Here is a 16,878-nt window from a genome sequence, read left to right on the forward strand (position 1 = left end):
TTGCATGTGTTAGGCATACCGCCAGCGTTCGTTCTGAGCCAGGATCAAACTCTCCAGTTATATTTCTGAAGTTTTGTATCCATTGTTTGTTCAATTAACTTGAACCCTTACAATCTCTTTTAATCATCTGCTATTTAGTTTTCAAAGACCAGGTTTTCTGCCCCGCCGAAGCGAAGCGACAAGCAAGGAGTCTATCCAAACAACTCCTCTTCGTCAATCTTTTTCTTTTCTTTTTTAGCTTTTTTCGTCGCCCTCTTCTCCGAATTTTATCCGGTGTCCGCGGCAACGGAGCGAAGTTATATCGAATTGTTGGCTATCGCGTCAACTGTTTTTTCAAGTTTTTTACTGTTCTTTTTTATGTACGGACTAAACCCCTAATCTGGCGTTGTTATTTTCTCCACCATTAGAACAAATAATTAATGGGGTATCGACTTATATGGGTTCCACCTCGGATACAATCATTTGAGCACAAAAATATAAAATCTCAAACAACAACGAAGCACCTCAAAATCAGCTATCGAAGCATATGAACAAATTATATCGCCTCAATAATAGTATAATTTTTTTTCCCCTTCTGGATCAACAGATATGCCTCATTGATCAGATCCGCTTCAGTCACCAAATAATCCTGCTCATTCACTTTAGTCTTGTTCAGACTAAGACCATTTCCCTTTATCGTGCGACGCAATTCCCCTTTTGAGGGAAAAGCCGCCGTTTCTGCTGCCAGTAACTCTATGATGGGAACACCAGCAATAAGCTTAGCCCTGTCAATCTCGTAGGTTGGAACCCCCTCAAACACTGATAAAAATGTCTCCCTATCCAGCTTCTCCAAGCTTTCAGTCGTCGCCTTTCCAAAAAGAATCTGCGAGGCCTCTACGGCTTTATCATATTCGTCCTCGCCATGAACCATACTCGTGATCTCTTTAGCCAGACGGTTCTGCAATGGTCGCAGGTGTGGGGCAGCCTCTTGTTCCCTAATGAGCGTTGCCACCTCTTCACTGGTTAAAAGGGTGAATATTTTAATATACTTCTCAGCGTCAATGTCAGAAACATTGAGCCAGAACTGGTAGAACTTATACGGAGTTGTCAATTTTGGATCAAGCCAGACATTACCGCTTTCAGTCTTGCCGAACTTCCCCCCATCAGCTTTGGTGATAAGTGGACAGGTTAACGCGAAAGCATCACCGCTTTCCTTACGGCGGATAAGTTCCGTCCCTGTGGTTATATTGCCCCATTGATCCGAGCCACCCATCTGTAATTTGCAATTTTTATGACGGTACAAGTGTAAAAAATCGGTCCCCTGAACCAACTGATAGGTAAATTCAGTAAAAGATAATCCCGTTTTTGCCTCATCGCTCAGGCGCTTTTTAACGCTGTCTTTGGCCATCATATAATTGACCGTAATATGCTTACCAATATCGCGGATAAATTCCAGAAAACCGAAATCTTTCATCCAGTCGTAATTATTGACGAGTTCAGCAGCATTGGCAGCTGTCGATTCAAAGTCAAGGAACTTAGCCAACTGTTTTTTCAAACAGGCTTCGTTATGACGAAGAGTCTCCTCATCGAGAAGATTACGTTCTGCTGATTTCCCCGATGGATCGCCAATCATCCCGGTCGCTCCACCGACAAGGGCTATCGGCTTGTGACCAGCAATCTGAAAATGCTTGAGCATCATCACACTGACCAAATGTCCGATGTGAAGTGAATCAGCCGTGGGATCAATCCCAACATAGGCTGAAGTCATCTCTTTTTGCAGTTGCTCTTCCGTTCCTGGCGTAATGTCGTGGATCATGCCACGCCATGTTAATTCTTCAATAAAGTTCATCTCAGTATTCTTCTCTTTAATGTTTTATAATCATTTTATTATTATTTCGTGTTGGATTGTTCGGGGACGGACAACCTCCCGTTAAGATCCTTGTTGAATACGTTCAATCGCTTCACAGCGACCGGACTGATCATTAATCGTCAGCAACACGCCACAAAGGAACGGATCCTTCTTGGCAACCTCAAGCCTGACCGGCAATTGTGTCAGAAAACGATCCATAGCGCCTTCTTTCTGGTTGCCGATAATAGCGTCCTGGCTGCCAGTCATCCCAACATCAGTTAAATATCCGGTACCAGCGGACAAAATTCGGTCATCTGCTGTTTGTACATGGGTATGAGTTCCCACAACTGCCGAGACTCGGCCATCTAGATAAAAACCAAGGGCTTGTTTTTCACTGGTGGCCTCGGCATGAAAATCGACAAAAATGATGGGCGTTACCGCCCTCAACTCTGCCACGAGATCGTCAGCTGCACGAAAAGGGCAATCGAGATTCTTCATAAATACCCGCCCTTCGAGATTCAGCACCCCAACCTGAGTGCCAGCAGCAGTTTCATAAACACCACTGCCGCTACCGGGAAGATCTGGTGGATAATTTGCTGGACGCAACAAGCGGGGCTCTTTTTCAAGGATCGGCATAATCTCTTTTTTGTCCCAGATATGGTTTCCAGACGTCACCACATCAGCGCCGGCATCAAATAGCTCACGCAACACGGACGCCGTCAAGCCATATCCGGCGGCAGCATTTTCACCATTAACAACAACCAGATCAACAAAATGTCGATCAATTAAGTGGTCGAGATGGTCGGACAATGCTTTTCTTCCAGCACGCCCAACAATATCGCCAACAAATAACAGCTTCACCAAAAGACTCCTTATATATAATCAGGACCCGAACCACACCCACCCAAAGGGTGAAAACGCGATAAGAGTCCTGCCTTATCCAGTTGACAAAAGTTGCGGTTATTTAGCGTATTCCACCGCTCTGGTTTCACGAATGACATTAACTCGGATTTGCCCAGGATAGGTCATCTCCTGTTCAATCTTATTCGCAATATCTTTTGCCAGAACATGAGAGTAATCATCAGAGACTTGATCGCTGGACACCATAACTCGGATCTCACGACCTGCTTGGATGGCGAAGCAGCCGGTTACACCTTCGAAGGATGTGCCAATCTGCTCGAGCTCACGCAGGCGCTTGACATAGGTTTCTAGAGTCTCTCGACGCGCTCCAGGGCGAGCTCCTGAGAGAGCATCTGAAGCCTGGGTCAAGATAGCCAACACGGTTTCCGGCTTTTCATCTTCATGGTGCGCAGAAATAGCGTGGACGATTTTCGGAGATTCACCGTATTTGCGTGCAAGGTCTCCACCGTTGACAGCATGCGAACCTTCCATCTCGTGACTGACCGCTTTGCCAATATCGTGGAGCAAACCAGCTCTTTTTGCCTGCTTGACATTCACTCCAAGCTCAGCAGCCATCATCCCACAGAGGAAGGCAACCTCGATCGAATGAACCAAGACGTTTTGTCCATACGAGGTCCGATATTTGAGCATGCCAAGCAATTTAATGATTTCGGGATGGATACCATGGACCCCGACATCAAAGGTCGCCTGCTCACCAGCTTGACGAATCTCTTCATCAACCTCCTCTTGAGCTTTTTCGACTAATTCTTCAATCCTCGCCGGATGGATCCGACCGTCCGCAATAAGTCGCTCTAAAGAGATCCGTGCGACCTCTCTGCGGACAGGGTTGAAACCAGAGATCACAACGGCTTCAGGGGTGTCATCGATAATCAAATCGATTCCGGTCGCCGCTTCAATGGCGCGGATATTCCGTCCCTCTCGTCCGATAATTCGCCCCTTCATCTCATCCGATGGTAGCGGAACGACGCTGACAGTCTTTTCTGCGACGAAATCTCCAGCATAACGCTGAATGGCCAACGCCATGATTTTCTGGGCTTTTTTATCAGCGACTTCACGTGCTTCGTCCTCGATCTTCTTAATCCCTTTAGCAGCATCGTGGCGCGCCTCACTCAGCATGGAATCCATCAGCTTCTGCTTCGCCTGCTCACCGCTCATACCGGAAATGTCTTCCAGCTTTTTGCGCTGCTCCGTGTAGATCTGCTCTATTTCGCTGCTTTTCTTTTGTAACTGTTCACTTAGCTTACGATATTGATTTTCTCGTTGGTTTAAATCTTCACCTTTTTTCTCAATGTGATCCTGTTTCCGATCAAGATTTTCTTCTTTTTGCTGAAGGCGGTTCTCTTGAGATTGTATCTCCCGGCGCAATTGCCTCGCCTCTTGTTCCCAATCCGTCTTGGCTTGAAGAATAACATCTTTAGCCTGAATAGAGGCCTCCTTGCGGAGTGTATCAACTTCTTTCTTCGCATCGCTGACCAGCTTCTCAGCTTCAACTTGAGCGTTATTAACTGCTGATTCTGACAATTTCCGCCGCAAAACCATGCCCAGAAAAACTCCCAAGGCCAAAGCAGCGAAAACAAATATAATTGTTAAAATTTCAGTCTGCACGTTTCGTATCCTCTCTTTACAGAGTTATAATGAACCTGCCAGCTAACTTGGGCAGGGAATGAACCTTGTTTCTGTTGCAATAAAATCTAGGGTCTGATCGTGATCCTCCGTTGGCAACAACGTAGCGAGTTGAAGATCAAAGCTTAAACCAACTGAAATCGTTGCCTTGTTTTGTTGTGCTAACTGTCGGTCATAAAAACCGCGCCCATAACCTAACCGATTGCCCCTTAAATCAAATGCGACCCCTGGAACAACAATCAGGTCAAACTGAGAGGCCGAAGCCTTTGCTCCAACGGCTGGTTCAGCGATACCAAAATATCCAGGCAACAACTCGGCAGGGGAAAACACTTCATAAAAGTCAAGATCATCACCATTGACTCGTGGGTAATATGTCCGCTTGCCCTGTTTCCGAGCTTCTGAAAAAATTTGTCCGGTCGCCACTTCATTATTAATAGCACTATAAAGAGCGATTGTGGTTGCCCGGTCAAAACATTCAGAATTCAGCAATTGACTCTGAGCCTGCTGACTTAAACGCAAATAAGTCGGCAAATCAAGCTGCTTGCGCCGTTTTATAAGGTCTTGGCGAATACCTGTTTTACCCATAATAAGTAACCGAAAAAGTGGTCTTTTTACGCAGAAAATACCGATAGAGAGGGGCACAAAAGAAAGAGAGAATAGACAACAACAGGCAATCCAGTTTTGGTGTACCAATAGAACAATTTTTATTCCCGAAGCCTCCACCCGGCTAAACACAACCAAGAAAAATACAACAAGAACAAAAGGTTACAGAAGGATTACAATTCTCCGCTGAAAGCGGGGAGTTAAACACCTGGGTCAGAGGTGTGTGTCTATCTCGTCTATTTTGTGCCGAACCTATATATCTATAAATCCTGACAACTGAAGCAACTTAATTATGCCCCTGATCGTTGACAATACATTGATTTTATCAACTTTAGCAACCAGAATTATCAGCTACGGCATGCTCCAAAACTTCAATGAGTTGGTGCAATCGTTTTTCTTTTTGTTCCCTGTCCTGAATCTCTTGATCAACCAACTGAAGATATTGACCCGCCAGATTAAGCAGAGTCAATACGGTTAAGTCTCGCGTATCAACAGATCGCCCCGAAGCTGTCTCAGCTAGCTTGTCTTCAATAAAAGTAACGACACGCTGGATTTGGGCTTCTGACTCCTGACTGCGTAGCTTATATTCCCGCCCCAGAATAGTGACCTTCACATTAGGACTCACGGCTCCTCCAACTGAATATCGTCAAGACGGGTCAGTATCCGATCAATTTCTTTAAGCATATGGAGACGTTCTTTTTGCCACGTCATTTTTTCAGTTTGGAGCACCCTATTTTCAGACTTAAGATGACAATTCTGTTCCAGCAATGCTTCAACTGCATTCTCTAGCCGCTCTAAGGTTTCCATTTTTGATTTTCCCCAACCATGGCTGCAAAACTATCGATCAAATAGCACCGAGACAAACATTTCAGCATCAAACGGACGCAAATCATCAAGTTGCTCACCAATCCCCACGAATCGCACTGGCACTTGCAGCTCCGCAGCAATAGCGACAACAATGCCACCCTTTGCCGTTCCATCAAGCTTCGTCAAAACAATCCCATCTAGATCCACCGCTTCGTTAAATAATTTTGCCTGAGTTAATGCATTCTGACCGGTTGTAGCGTCAAGAACGAGAAGAACTTCGTGAGGAGCTCCAGGAATCTCCCGGTCAAGAACCCGACGCATCTTCTTCAGCTCTGCCATCAAATTCACCTTGGTGTGTAACCGTCCGGCAGTATCAAGGAGAAGGATGTCAGCTTTTCTGGCAACAGCCGCTTTAGCAGCATCAAAAGCCACCGCGCTTGGGTCTGCCCCCTCAGTATGGCTGATCACCTCAACATCAGCCCGTTCTCCCCAAACTTGCAACTGTTCTGCGGCGGCGGCACGAAAAGTGTCTCCAGCGCCAAGAATTACTTTTTTCCCTTGTAGGGCGAACTGATTAGCCAGCTTACCAATTGTCGTCGTTTTACCAACACCATTGACACCGATAACCATGATAACAAACGGAGAGGCACTGGTCACATCCAGAGGCTTACTGTCAAAACTCAGGATTTTAGTTAACTCTTCCATCAACAACTGACGAACCTGCTCTGAAGAAGCAAGTTCCCCCTTCGTCCGACTTGACTCCAAAGAGTCTATCAGTTGCTGGGTTGTCTGCATCCCCAAATCGGCAGTAATCAATATTTCTTCAAGTTCCTCGATAAGATCAGCATCGATAGCGGTGCGCCCACGCAACAAGCTATCAACGCGTCCAACTAATGTTGATTGCGTCTTGGAGAGACCGGCCTTAAAGCGCTCAAATAGCCCCAAAGTCGGTTCAGGAGTTGGTTCAGATTCTCGCGTTGGTGCAATTTCGGCTTCGGGTTGCGTCTCGATAACCTCTGTGGATTCAACTGCCTCAGCGGAAACCTCAGCAACATCGGCCTCAACGACGACGTCATCCTTCGGGGGCTTTCTTCCAACTCCGAATATTTTCAAAAGGATAAAAACAAACAACAGGACAACAACTGTCGCCCCCAGATACAAAAAGCCAAAGGCAACAATAGATCTATATTCTTCAGGGACACCGGCTGACGCCAACAACGGCGACAGCCAGGTAACAAAAGCATTGAGCCAGTGCATGATCGTGTCCCAATTCAAGAGCTTAAACCATTCCATAATTTTTCAGACCTTTAACAAACGGAGTGAAAAGCAAACTATCCACTCTAATTTAAATACAGAGAAACTCCCACAATAATCATCACAGTCAATGATATTATCGAAACCAACCAGCATCAATCAAAGACAAATTCATCACGCAATGCATCAACACAGAGATGCATTTTATATGCAGCACGAGCCGCTATAGCCGCCTGCCCCAATTCCAGAATCAACAGATATTCTTCTGTTAACGGTGAGATTAAAATTTTTTTCTCTCCCGCACGGATAACAACCTGTTCGAGCTCTCCACTATCGATTCTTGACAGCGTATCCTTAAGTTGACTGAGGATAATGCCGCCATGAGCCCCCAGCACCTTAATATCATAGTCATCGACACGAGTGACATGATCAACGGATTCCCCCTCCCAATCAACAATAATAGCACCGAGAGCGCCGGGAATATCTTCCAATAACCGTTTTAATAATGACTTAAATGGCATAATAACCCTCACTATGAAAGGAGAGAAAGATGTCAACCGGTAAGAGTTGCACCTTCCTGCAACTGAAAATTATTCATCCGTACAGAAACCAGTTTCGAAACTCCAGGTTCTTGCATTGTCACCCCATACAGCGTATCGACGATGCTCATTGTCCGCTTACTATGGGTAATCACAATAAATTGTGACTGGCCTGTCATTTCCTGAACAATGTCCGCAAAGCGGTCAATGTTGGCGTCATCCAAGGGGGCGTCGACTTCATCAAGGATACAGAAAGGGGTCGGTTTAATCAAAAACAGTGAAAAAATCAATGCGACAGCAGTCAAAGCCTTTTCTCCTCCAGACAAGAGATTGACACTTTGCAACCGTTTTCCCGGGGGTTGGGCGACAACATCAACCCCGGTCTCAAGCAGATCAGACTCATCGGTTAATCGCAGTTCAGCCTGCCCGCCAATAAAGAGGCGCGGAAAAACCTGCTTGAATTTTTCGTTAACCAAATCAAACGTTTCCTTAAACCGCCTCCGGGTGGTGCGATTAATCTGGCTGATCGCTTTTTGCAAGTCATCCAGCGATTGATTGAGATCATCACGCTGTTGTAACAGAAAATCGTAACGTTTTTCTTGCTCGTTATATTCATCAATAGCCATCAAATTAACTTCACCCAGCGCATCAATCCGTTGCTGCAATCGTTGCAACTGTTGTTGTTGACGTTGTAACTCATCTTCAGTCGCTTCGGGGACTTGATGTTCAGACAAGTCAACTTGATAACGTTCCTGAGCCCCTTGGCGAACATGATCCAAGTCAACCTGCAATTCGTGTTGCCGCAGTTGCAACTGGGAGACAGCCTTCCGCAGTTCTTCAGCTTCTGAACGCACACGCCGCAACTGGTCACGAAACTCATCCAACTGCTGACGCTGTTCCTCATAGCGCGCACGAACTACTTCATTATCCTTCTGCTGCCCCTCCCGTCGATTCAACAACAAATCTAACTCTACCTTGAGGCGCTGATCCTTTTCAACGATTTGCTGTTGCGAAGTAATCCCTGCATCTCGACGTTGGCTCAACTGCACAGTCCGCAGCTTCAGATCCTGCTGTTGCTTTTTGATTCGCGTGAGGGTTTCATGTAAAGCATGCTGCTGCTGCTGTAAAGAAGCCAGTTCAACCCGCTGCCCAGTTAATCCTTCTCGAGACGCATCAAGAGTCGTTCGGAGCGCAGTAATCTCTTCCTGGAGTTGCCGGGATAATTCTTCCAACTGCTGTTGTCGCGCCTCGCTCTCCTGACCTCCCTGAGCCAATTGGTCTTTTTCCTGCTGCAGCGCCTCCTGCCCTTCATCAATCTGTTCCAGATCAAAAACCAACAACGCCAGACGCTTGTTCAGAGAATCATACTCAGCTTGCAAACTTTGTCTGTCCTTCGCAAACTCCAACGCCTGTAATTCCAAACGATGTGCCTCTGAAGTTGTGGCCAACAGAGCTTCTTCCGTTTGCAGCACATCCTCTTGTGCCTGCTCTTGTTCTCGTTGCCCGATCGCAACCTGGTTCTGTAGTTGTTCAATCTCCAGGGTTATTTCATCGAGTTGTCGTTGTCGACGTAGAATGCCTGTATCACTAGTGGTTGTCGCTCCACCAGTCAAAACACCATGCCAATCAAAACAAGATCCTTGCCGATCAACGAGAAGCGTTCCAGCAGGAAGAATTTGATCAAGGTGATTGGAGATCGCATCGACCAAAAACACCCCTGCAAAAAGTTGTTGGACCAGATCGCTGGCCTCAGCAGCGCATGTGATCAGATCAACCAGCGGTACACCTTTGGGATAAGTGACCACGTCATTACGGTCCAGGGAAACCAGCAATGATGCCCGAGCCTGTTGTTCGACCAGAAATGACAACATCGACTGGACGTCGGCAAGGTTTTCTACGGGAACAGCTTGCAGTCTGGCCCCTAAGACCATCTCAACCGCAACTTCATACTCTGAAGAGACTTTTAAGAATTCCGCGAAAATGTGTTGCTGACCGACAACCTCTCGCAAGAGCAATTGAGTCCCATCGCCATAGCCTTCAAAATTATGCTGCAAGGTTTCCAAGGACTCCCTGACGGAGTATTTTTTTTCCAATTGTCGCTTTAACTCATTCAGAGCGGCGTCCTTACGGCGAAATAACTCTTTTAATTGCTCAAGCTGCTCATTCAACCCTTCGGCCCGCTCTTTTAAATTTTCCTGCTGCGAATGCACTTGCTGCAACTGTTCGACAACCCGTTCCCGTCGCTCCTCTAGGTGTTCTTGTTGTTCCTGAATCTGTTTTGCAGCCTCTTGCGATTGTTGACGACGCTCTGCTTCCGCGATAATCCGCCGGTCAATTTCATCCCGCCGATTAGCCAGACGATTAGTCTGCGCAAACAGTTCCATCAACTCACTACGGCACTCTTCAGACTGAGTATTCAGCTGTTTCTCCCGAACTAAGCTATCTTGTAACCCGGCCTCCAGACTTGCGACCTCACTCTGTAACGATTGCAGGTTTTGTGACGCAGTCTCTTCCTGAATCTGTAACTGCTGCTGCTCGCTTGCAAGACCCGCTAACCTGCTAGCATAATCTTTCAGCTCAGCCTGAATTTCTAGCTCCTGAGTCGCGAAAAGTTCCTTCTGGCTGACCAACAACAACCGTTCATTCTCAACCCGCTGCACCTCGGAACCAAGCTGATAAACTTTTTCCTGTGCTTGACGATGTTCAGCTTCAACGGCAGAGAGCTTGAGTTGCTGCTCCTCAAGTTGCAGGTCACCCTCTTCCAGCCGCGCATCCAGACGGGCGAGTATCGTCGCTTGCTCCTCCTCTTGCCGCGAAACGGTGTCAAGATCCCCTTTGAGGGTCTGATAGCGATTGCCAGCCAAACTCAGCTCAATCTGTTTGGTTTCCCCGCGATACTGGCGAAACTTCTCAGCTTTTTGTGCTTGGCGCTTGAGGCTGCCGATCTGCCGCCTGACCTCACTGATAATATCACCAAGACGAATCAGGTTCTGCTTGGTTGCCTCCATTTTTCTCAAAGCGGTTTTCTTGCGCGACTTGAACTTTGTAACTCCAGCAGCCTCTTCAATTAAGACGCGCCGTTCTTCTGGCTTGGCGCTCACCAACATACCAACTTTACCCTGCTCAATAATTGAATAAGCTCGGGCACCAACGCCGGTATCCATGAATAATTCGGTGATATCAAGCAGACGACAGGGGGTGTTATTTATCAGGTACTCACTCTCACCACTGCGATAGAGGCGACGCGTAATCATGATTTCAGCGTAATCTTTATAGATTGCCGGGCAGAGACCGGCCCGATTGTCGAAGGTAATCGAGACTTGAGCCAAGCCATGGGGCTTGCGGGATTCACTGCCACCGAAAATGACATCTTCCATCATTCGACCGCGCAGATGGCGCGCATTCTGCTCTCCCATGACCCAGCGAATAGCATCCACAACATTACTCTTGCCGCAGCCGTTAGGACCGACAACACCGGTAATCCCCTGTTCAAAATCAAGGGAAACTTTGTCTACAAAGGATTTGAAACCCAGAATGTCAAGGCGTTTAATCTTCATACCAGATTGCGGAAGCGTCCTTAAAATATTGAACCATCCACACTTACAGGCGACAGTTCTTTCGCTTATAGTCTGAGCAGGCTTACTCGGGGCCGCCATACTATCAGGGGGGTGAAACCATGTAAAGAATAGAAGTCTATCTCGTATTGTCCTTGCTGGCCGGAATGAGAACAGTTATGATAATGGGATCTTATCCATTGCAAACATTTATCACAGGAACAACCAATGAACCAATCGTCAGCACGGGTTTTTGTCAGGTTTGCCTGTTATACGCTGATCGCTCTCGCCTCCCTCGTTGCTCTCCTTATTGTTTACCTTAGTCAGCTGGATTTGAACGATTACCGCCTTTCGCTCGAACAGACAATGAGTTCTGCTTTAAAGCAACCGGTACAAATAGGACACAGCTCCCTGACGTTCAATCGTGGACTCGCCCTTGCACTGGACAACCTGAAGATCGGCGACTCTCACTCTCCTTTAGCCGTAGTCCCAAGAGTCACCGCGACATTGAAACTTGCGCCATTGCTCAAGGGAGAGCTGATCCTTGACCTCGTCCAGATCGACTATCCTCAGGTTAAAATCACACTACCCTTTCCGGAGCGCCCCAGCAAAGGAACGTCCCAACAACTCCTCAGCGCTCTGGGAATCCGCATCCTCAGTATTCATAACGCCACGATAGAGGTAGATCAAATTCAGGGAGATAAAGCCGTCCAACGACTCAAGCTGTCGCAAATAAATGCTCTGTTGCGGGGATGGAAGCCTGAGAAAACCGGCCAACTGACAGTCAGTGGACAATTGCAAAAAAAGGGGGGGCAGTTTCTACTCGAAGCCCAGTTGCCATCTAGTCGCAATCCCGAGATATGGCGCAATGAAGAACAACAAGGACAACTTAAAATTACCAATATTTCCACCCAAGAAATCCCTGGCCTCCCCTCAAAGATCCTCCCTGAACTTATGGAGATGACCTTAAACTTCCGCGGGATGCCAGCAACAGGAGCGATTTTCAAGGTCGATTTTTACCGCCCGGACAACAACGATCAGATCTTTTCTCTTTCAGGCCGCTGGACATCTGCTGCAGAGCAAGAAGCCGTCACTAAACTCAAAGGAAAGTTACTGAAAGTTCCCCTCAGTGGAGAGTTCTATTTTATCAAACAAATTGAGCAACACTTCCTGGCGGGGAAAATTGGCGCAGACAATGTCGCATTGACCCCAGAAATGTTAACCCTCTGGCAAGTCGCAAAAGCTGATAATTTTCTCCGTGGTCAACTGGACAAAATGACCTTCACAGTCAATGAGAGCTGGCCCGCGACTGAACTTCTACCCAGCTTCCCTCGGATTAACGCAGAGATAGCCATATCCCAGCTTCATTGGGACCGTCCTGAGTTCAAATATCTTCAAAGTCTGGCCGTCAACCTGACCTTAAAAGACGAAACCCTCGAGGCTCGAGAGGGGACTTTCACCTACAATGATCAAGCTGTTGCTTTTGCAGGGAAGATAAACAGCTTATTTCTACAGCCAGAAATAGACGCTCAATTCAGCTTTGATGCCGATATCAGAAACGCCCTGTCTCAGTTCACACTTCCTGAAGAATTGAACATCTCTGGCAAAGCACTTGGATCTCTTGAATTAACTGGCTTGCTTGGTGAACCAGATTTTCTCCTTCAGGTCGACTTAACCGCACTGAATTTTGACTACGGAACCGTCTTTAACAAAGGTCAGACAACCCAAAGTCAATTCACCCTTAAAGGACACTTCAAGAAACAGGACGTGCAATTCGCGCAAGCTTTACTCACCCTTAATGACGCCACGATTGCAGGTCAAGGCTATTGGCATCAACTCAAACAAAAACATGAATTCAGCTTCGCAGCAGAACCTATCAACCTCGATAAGTTCAGGGTTTTCTTGCCAGTGCTCGAAAAGTTTCAAGTTCAGGGGACGATCCAGCCGAGCCTTGCCCAGAAAGACATGGAACTACAGGGAACCTTAAAGCTAGAGAATGTCAGTGCACACTTAACATCTGTTGTTGCCGATCTCAATAGAACCACAGGTGAAATGTACTTCAACAAGCACGGATTCACCTTTAACAACTTGCTCACCTCGCTGGGGAAGTCAGATTTCAAAGCCTCTGGAGTCTTCAGCAACTGGGACAATCCGACACTGCAACTGGAGATTAGTGGAGAAAAAATCCGCGCCCATGATCTCATCTTTTCAAACGAAGAACTCACCCTTTATGATTTGAGTGGGCACATTGAGATCGATGCTGAGGGGCTCAGTTTCTCTCCGGTAGAAGTGCGTCTGGAGGATGATACACTGGCAATCGTCACTGGCAACGTTAGTGACTTCAGCAATCCTAAAACGGTCCTGGATATTCACTCTGAACAAGTGGATGTTCTCGATATTATTGATTTGTTTGCCAGCTCCAAGGGGAAAGAAACACCTCAAAATGAATCGCAGCAAAGACCACACAGAGGGCCAGATCTACTCATTAAAGCTTACGCAAAACAGGGGACTTTGGGAGGACTGCTATTTCAAAACGCACAAGCAACTATCAGATCGGATCACAGTCGTCTCACCATCTACCCGCTTAAGTTTAATAATGGTGAAGGCTGGTGTGACACCCGGGTTGAATTTGATTACAATGATGAGGTGGCCCCATTAAGGGTGTCAGGACATGTTAAAAATGTAGATGCATCCGTTTTACATAAAGATATGTTCAATAGACCGGGGCTCGTCAGCGGCCGACTTAAGGGGGATTTTTATCTGGAAGGAAACCCGCAAGGCGACCAATTCTGGCAAGGGGCTAGAGGTGGCATACATGCACAAATCAGCGATGGAACATTACGTAAATTCCATGGGTTGGCAAAAGTTTTTTCCCTCCTCAATATTTCACAGATTTTTGCTGGCAAGTTACCAGATATGGATACAGAAGGGATGCCATTTTCGCTCTTAGAAGGGAGTGTCCAGATTGGTGCCGGTCTTTTAGCAACAGAAGACCTGAAAATTACCAGCGAAGCCATGAATCTTTCTGCTGTGGGTACGCATGCGCTAAAGGATGATGCTTTGGACTTCACCTTGGGAATTATGCCCCTGCGCACCGTGGATAAAGTTATCACCTCAATCCCAATAGCGGGTTGGGTTCTAGCCGGGACGGACAAAGCCTTAATCACTGCTTACTTTAAAATCACAGGGTCCAGTGAAGAACCGACGGTCACGGCAATCCCGATTGATTCGGTCTCAACAACAGTCTTCGGTATCTTTAAAAGAACCTTCGGATTACCAGCAAAGTTGATGAAAGATATTGGCTCTATCTTTGAAAAAGATCCGCCTAAAAAACAGGACCCATAACACGCTGCAACACAGCGAACCTAGCGTTTATCACCCACATAAACAGTTGCAATTCCAAAGGTCTGATCAACATATTGTAGCCGTTGGAAGCCAGCAGCCCCCATCATGGCCGAAAACTCTTCCTGACAGGGAAATTCAATAACCGAATCAGGGAGGTATTGATAGGCACTGCGCTTTGAGAGCAGCCCTCCGAGGGTGGGAAGAATTTTTTGAAAATAGAAGTAGTAAAGCTTACGGAACAATTGACTCCGCGGATTGGAAAACTCCAGAATAACCACACGGCCACCTGGCTTTAACACCCGATACATCTCGTTCAGACCTGCTTGCCGATCGACGACATTGCGGATACCAAATGCAATTGTAATCCCATCGAAACATTCATCAGGATGAGGAATTTCTTCACAGGGAGCATTGACCAGCATAATCCGCGTCCCATATGATGAGTTCTTGAGCTTCGATTGCCCTTGGACTAACATCCCTTGGGTAAAATCTTCACCGATAATGGTCACTGATGGGTCCGTTTGTTTTGCAACTTCCAGCGCGATATCACAAGTTCCTGTTGCGATATCAAGAACCCGACCATTTTTGGGGATACTCAACTGACTCACTGCAAAACGTCGCCAGCGTCGATCAATGCCAAAGGAGAGCAATCGATTGAGAAGATCATAACGGTAGGCAATATCATCAAACATCTGTCGGACACCGCGTCCTTTGTCAGATAGCTGAAACATGGGGATAACTCCTGGTAGGTATAGACCTTAAGTCAATCGGTTATAAATAGATCGATAAGAGAACTGTTTCTAGCACAGAGTGCGGTTGTCGCCAACAAAAATTCGCAAATCGTCCTGAGAGCTGAGACGTTAATACACAGGAGCTACAATGGCTGATAATTCTAACATGAAACAACCCGTTCACGTCTGTGCAGCTGTTATCCGGCATCAACAGAAAATCCTTTTGACCTTGCGGCCAGAAGACAAAAAACTGGGGGGTTTTTGGGAGTTCCCAGGCGGCAAGATTGAAGCGGGAGAATCACCTCAATATGCTCTTCAGAGGGAGCTGAGGGAAGAACTGGATATTGAGGTGACCGTCGGTGCGTTGCTGGAAACCGTCTATCATAGTTACGCTTGGGGGGATGTGAAAATCCTGGCATATCTTTGTTCATGGAAAAGTGGCGTTATCAAACACCTGGAGGTCTCTGATCATAGTTGGGTTGCACCTGAAAACCTTCTCGACTATGATATTCTGGTTGCTGATCAACCCATTATCAGAAAGCTTCAAGAAACATACGCCAACTAAACAGAATCAGAGGAGGGATATTGTGAGCATTCGCCTAACAATTCTATGTGAGAACAGTGTTGATAGTGTCAGCCCCTATGGGTTGTTGGGTGAACATGGCTTCTCGTGTCATATCGAAACGGCTGATGGAAATTTTTTGTTTGATACCGGCGGCGGCATGACCATTATCAACAATGCCAAGCTGAAAGAGATCGATTTTACAAAATTGCAAGGAATCATGTTCAGCCATGGCCATATTGATCATACTGGCGGTTTGAAGCAGGTTCTGCAAGCAACCGGCAAGGTTCCCATTTATGCCCACCCGGATCTGTTTTCAGATCATTACAGCAAGAACAGTGGCAAGACCCACAATATTGGCATTCCGTGGTCGCAAGCAGAGCTGGAAAAACTGGGAGCTAATTTCATCTTCTCATCCACCCCTTATCAAGTCACAGAAAATCTCCTGTTATCAGGAGAGGTCCCACGCAACTCCACAGTTGAAACCGGAGACCCCAATTTGTTGGCCCTGTCAGCCTCTGGAGAAGAGGTTGCTGATCCACTCCGCGATGATCTCTCATTATTCATCAATTCTGAAAAAGGGTTGGTCATCCTGCTGGGCTGTGCTCATGCCGGTCTGCTGAATATTATTGATCATGCGATTGCGGTCACCGGGCAGAAAAAAATCCATATGGTGGTCGGAGGCACCCATTTAAAGTTCTGTAGTGACGAGCAGATGGCTGCGACCTTAAACCGCTTAGATGATCTTGATGTAGACCTGATCGGGGCGTCACACTGCACTGGGCTTAGAGGGGCACAAATACTGTCTGAACACTTTGGCAAGCGCTTCTTCTCTGCTTCTGTCGGGAGAGAAATTAACCTCTGAGGGATTGCAGCTAAACGCAAGTCTTTTTTCCTCAGTTGTCACAACCTGCACTCTGATGTTCTCTGTACCAATTACGCCCCCTTTTGCTGAAACTTGGGGGACTTGGAGCGGTAGATTCCAGACGTTCCATAAAAACCTTCACATCAACATCCCCTTCCCTTCCCAACAGTCACAATATTGACGTTTTAACTGAAAGAAAGCACTGACGACAAAGAGGGAGAAATTCGTCCCCACCCCCTTGACTCT

The 16,878-nt window shown here is 46.8% G+C and carries 13 protein-coding genes; 3 read left to right on the forward strand and 10 right to left on the reverse strand.

The genetic code is table 11. The features are described 5' to 3' along the window. Positions 1 to 535: 535 nt before the first annotated feature. The 9 genes from tyrS to smc form a co-directional block, all read right to left on the reverse strand. Positions 536 to 1,828 (reverse strand): tyrosine--tRNA ligase, encoded by a 1,293-nt coding sequence (tyrS, locus tag BLU87_RS03130; RefSeq protein ID WP_092344648.1) that lies wholly within the window; start codon positions 1,826 to 1,828, stop codon positions 536 to 538. Between the two features lie 81 nt (positions 1,829 to 1,909). Next, the gene (locus BLU87_RS03135; RefSeq protein ID WP_092344650.1) at positions 1,910 to 2,689 is read right to left on the reverse strand and encodes a TIGR00282 family metallophosphoesterase; all 780 of its coding nucleotides are present in this window, start codon (positions 2,687 to 2,689) and stop codon (positions 1,910 to 1,912) included. 99 nt (positions 2,690 to 2,788) lie between these two features. Next, positions 2,789 to 4,354, reverse strand: a complete 1,566-nt coding sequence (gene rny / locus BLU87_RS03140; protein ID WP_092344652.1) for a ribonuclease Y — start codon at positions 4,352 to 4,354, stop codon at positions 2,789 to 2,791. 42 nt (positions 4,355 to 4,396) lie between these two features. Continuing rightward, positions 4,397 to 4,957, reverse strand: coding sequence for a 5-formyltetrahydrofolate cyclo-ligase (locus BLU87_RS03145; RefSeq protein WP_092344654.1), 561 nt, complete (start codon positions 4,955 to 4,957; stop codon positions 4,397 to 4,399). A 349-nt stretch (positions 4,958 to 5,306) separates the two neighbouring features. Then, positions 5,307 to 5,600, reverse strand: a complete 294-nt coding sequence (locus BLU87_RS03150) for a cell division protein ZapA (RefSeq protein WP_092344656.1) — start codon at positions 5,598 to 5,600, stop codon at positions 5,307 to 5,309. After that, positions 5,597 to 5,782, reverse strand: a complete 186-nt coding sequence (locus BLU87_RS03155) for a hypothetical protein (RefSeq protein WP_092344658.1) — start codon at positions 5,780 to 5,782, stop codon at positions 5,597 to 5,599. Before BLU87_RS03155 ends, BLU87_RS03150 begins: the two co-directional genes overlap by 4 nt. 30 nt (positions 5,783 to 5,812) lie before the next feature. Then, positions 5,813 to 7,039 (reverse strand): signal recognition particle-docking protein FtsY, encoded by a 1,227-nt coding sequence (gene ftsY, locus BLU87_RS03160; RefSeq protein ID WP_092345437.1) that lies wholly within the window; start codon positions 7,037 to 7,039, stop codon positions 5,813 to 5,815. Positions 7,040 to 7,191: 152 nt separating this feature from the next. After that, positions 7,192 to 7,557, reverse strand: coding sequence for a roadblock/LC7 domain-containing protein (locus BLU87_RS03165; protein ID WP_092344660.1), 366 nt, complete (start codon positions 7,555 to 7,557; stop codon positions 7,192 to 7,194). A 32-nt stretch (positions 7,558 to 7,589) separates the two neighbouring features. Continuing rightward, the gene (gene smc / locus BLU87_RS03170; protein ID WP_175498251.1) at positions 7,590 to 11,132 is read right to left on the reverse strand and encodes a chromosome segregation protein SMC; all 3,543 of its coding nucleotides are present in this window, start codon (positions 11,130 to 11,132) and stop codon (positions 7,590 to 7,592) included. A gap of 225 nt (positions 11,133 to 11,357) precedes the next feature. On the opposite strand from smc, the gene BLU87_RS03175 reads away from it, so the two are divergent. Continuing rightward, complete coding sequence (locus tag BLU87_RS03175; protein ID WP_092344664.1) at positions 11,358 to 14,474, forward strand: YhdP family protein; 3,117 nt, start codon at positions 11,358 to 11,360, stop codon at positions 14,472 to 14,474. 20 nt (positions 14,475 to 14,494) lie between these two features. Here the strand turns inward: BLU87_RS03175 and ubiE are convergent, their stop codons facing one another. After that, complete coding sequence (gene ubiE / locus BLU87_RS03180; protein ID WP_092344666.1) at positions 14,495 to 15,205, reverse strand: bifunctional demethylmenaquinone methyltransferase/2-methoxy-6-polyprenyl-1,4-benzoquinol methylase UbiE; 711 nt, start codon at positions 15,203 to 15,205, stop codon at positions 14,495 to 14,497. 148 nt (positions 15,206 to 15,353) lie between these two features. Between ubiE and BLU87_RS03185 the strand changes: the two genes are divergently transcribed. After that, entirely contained in the window at positions 15,354 to 15,770 is a 417-nt protein-coding gene (locus BLU87_RS03185; RefSeq protein ID WP_092344668.1) for a (deoxy)nucleoside triphosphate pyrophosphohydrolase, read from the forward strand. Positions 15,771 to 15,792: 22 nt separating this feature from the next. After that, the gene (locus BLU87_RS03190) at positions 15,793 to 16,632 is read left to right on the forward strand and encodes an MBL fold metallo-hydrolase (protein WP_175498252.1); all 840 of its coding nucleotides are present in this window, start codon (positions 15,793 to 15,795) and stop codon (positions 16,630 to 16,632) included. Positions 16,633 to 16,878 lie beyond the last annotated feature (246 nt).

Origin of the sequence: Desulfuromusa kysingii (assembly GCF_900107645.1) — a bacterium.
GTDB classification, from domain to species: Bacteria; Desulfobacterota; Desulfuromonadia; order Desulfuromonadales; family Geopsychrobacteraceae; genus Desulfuromusa; species Desulfuromusa kysingii.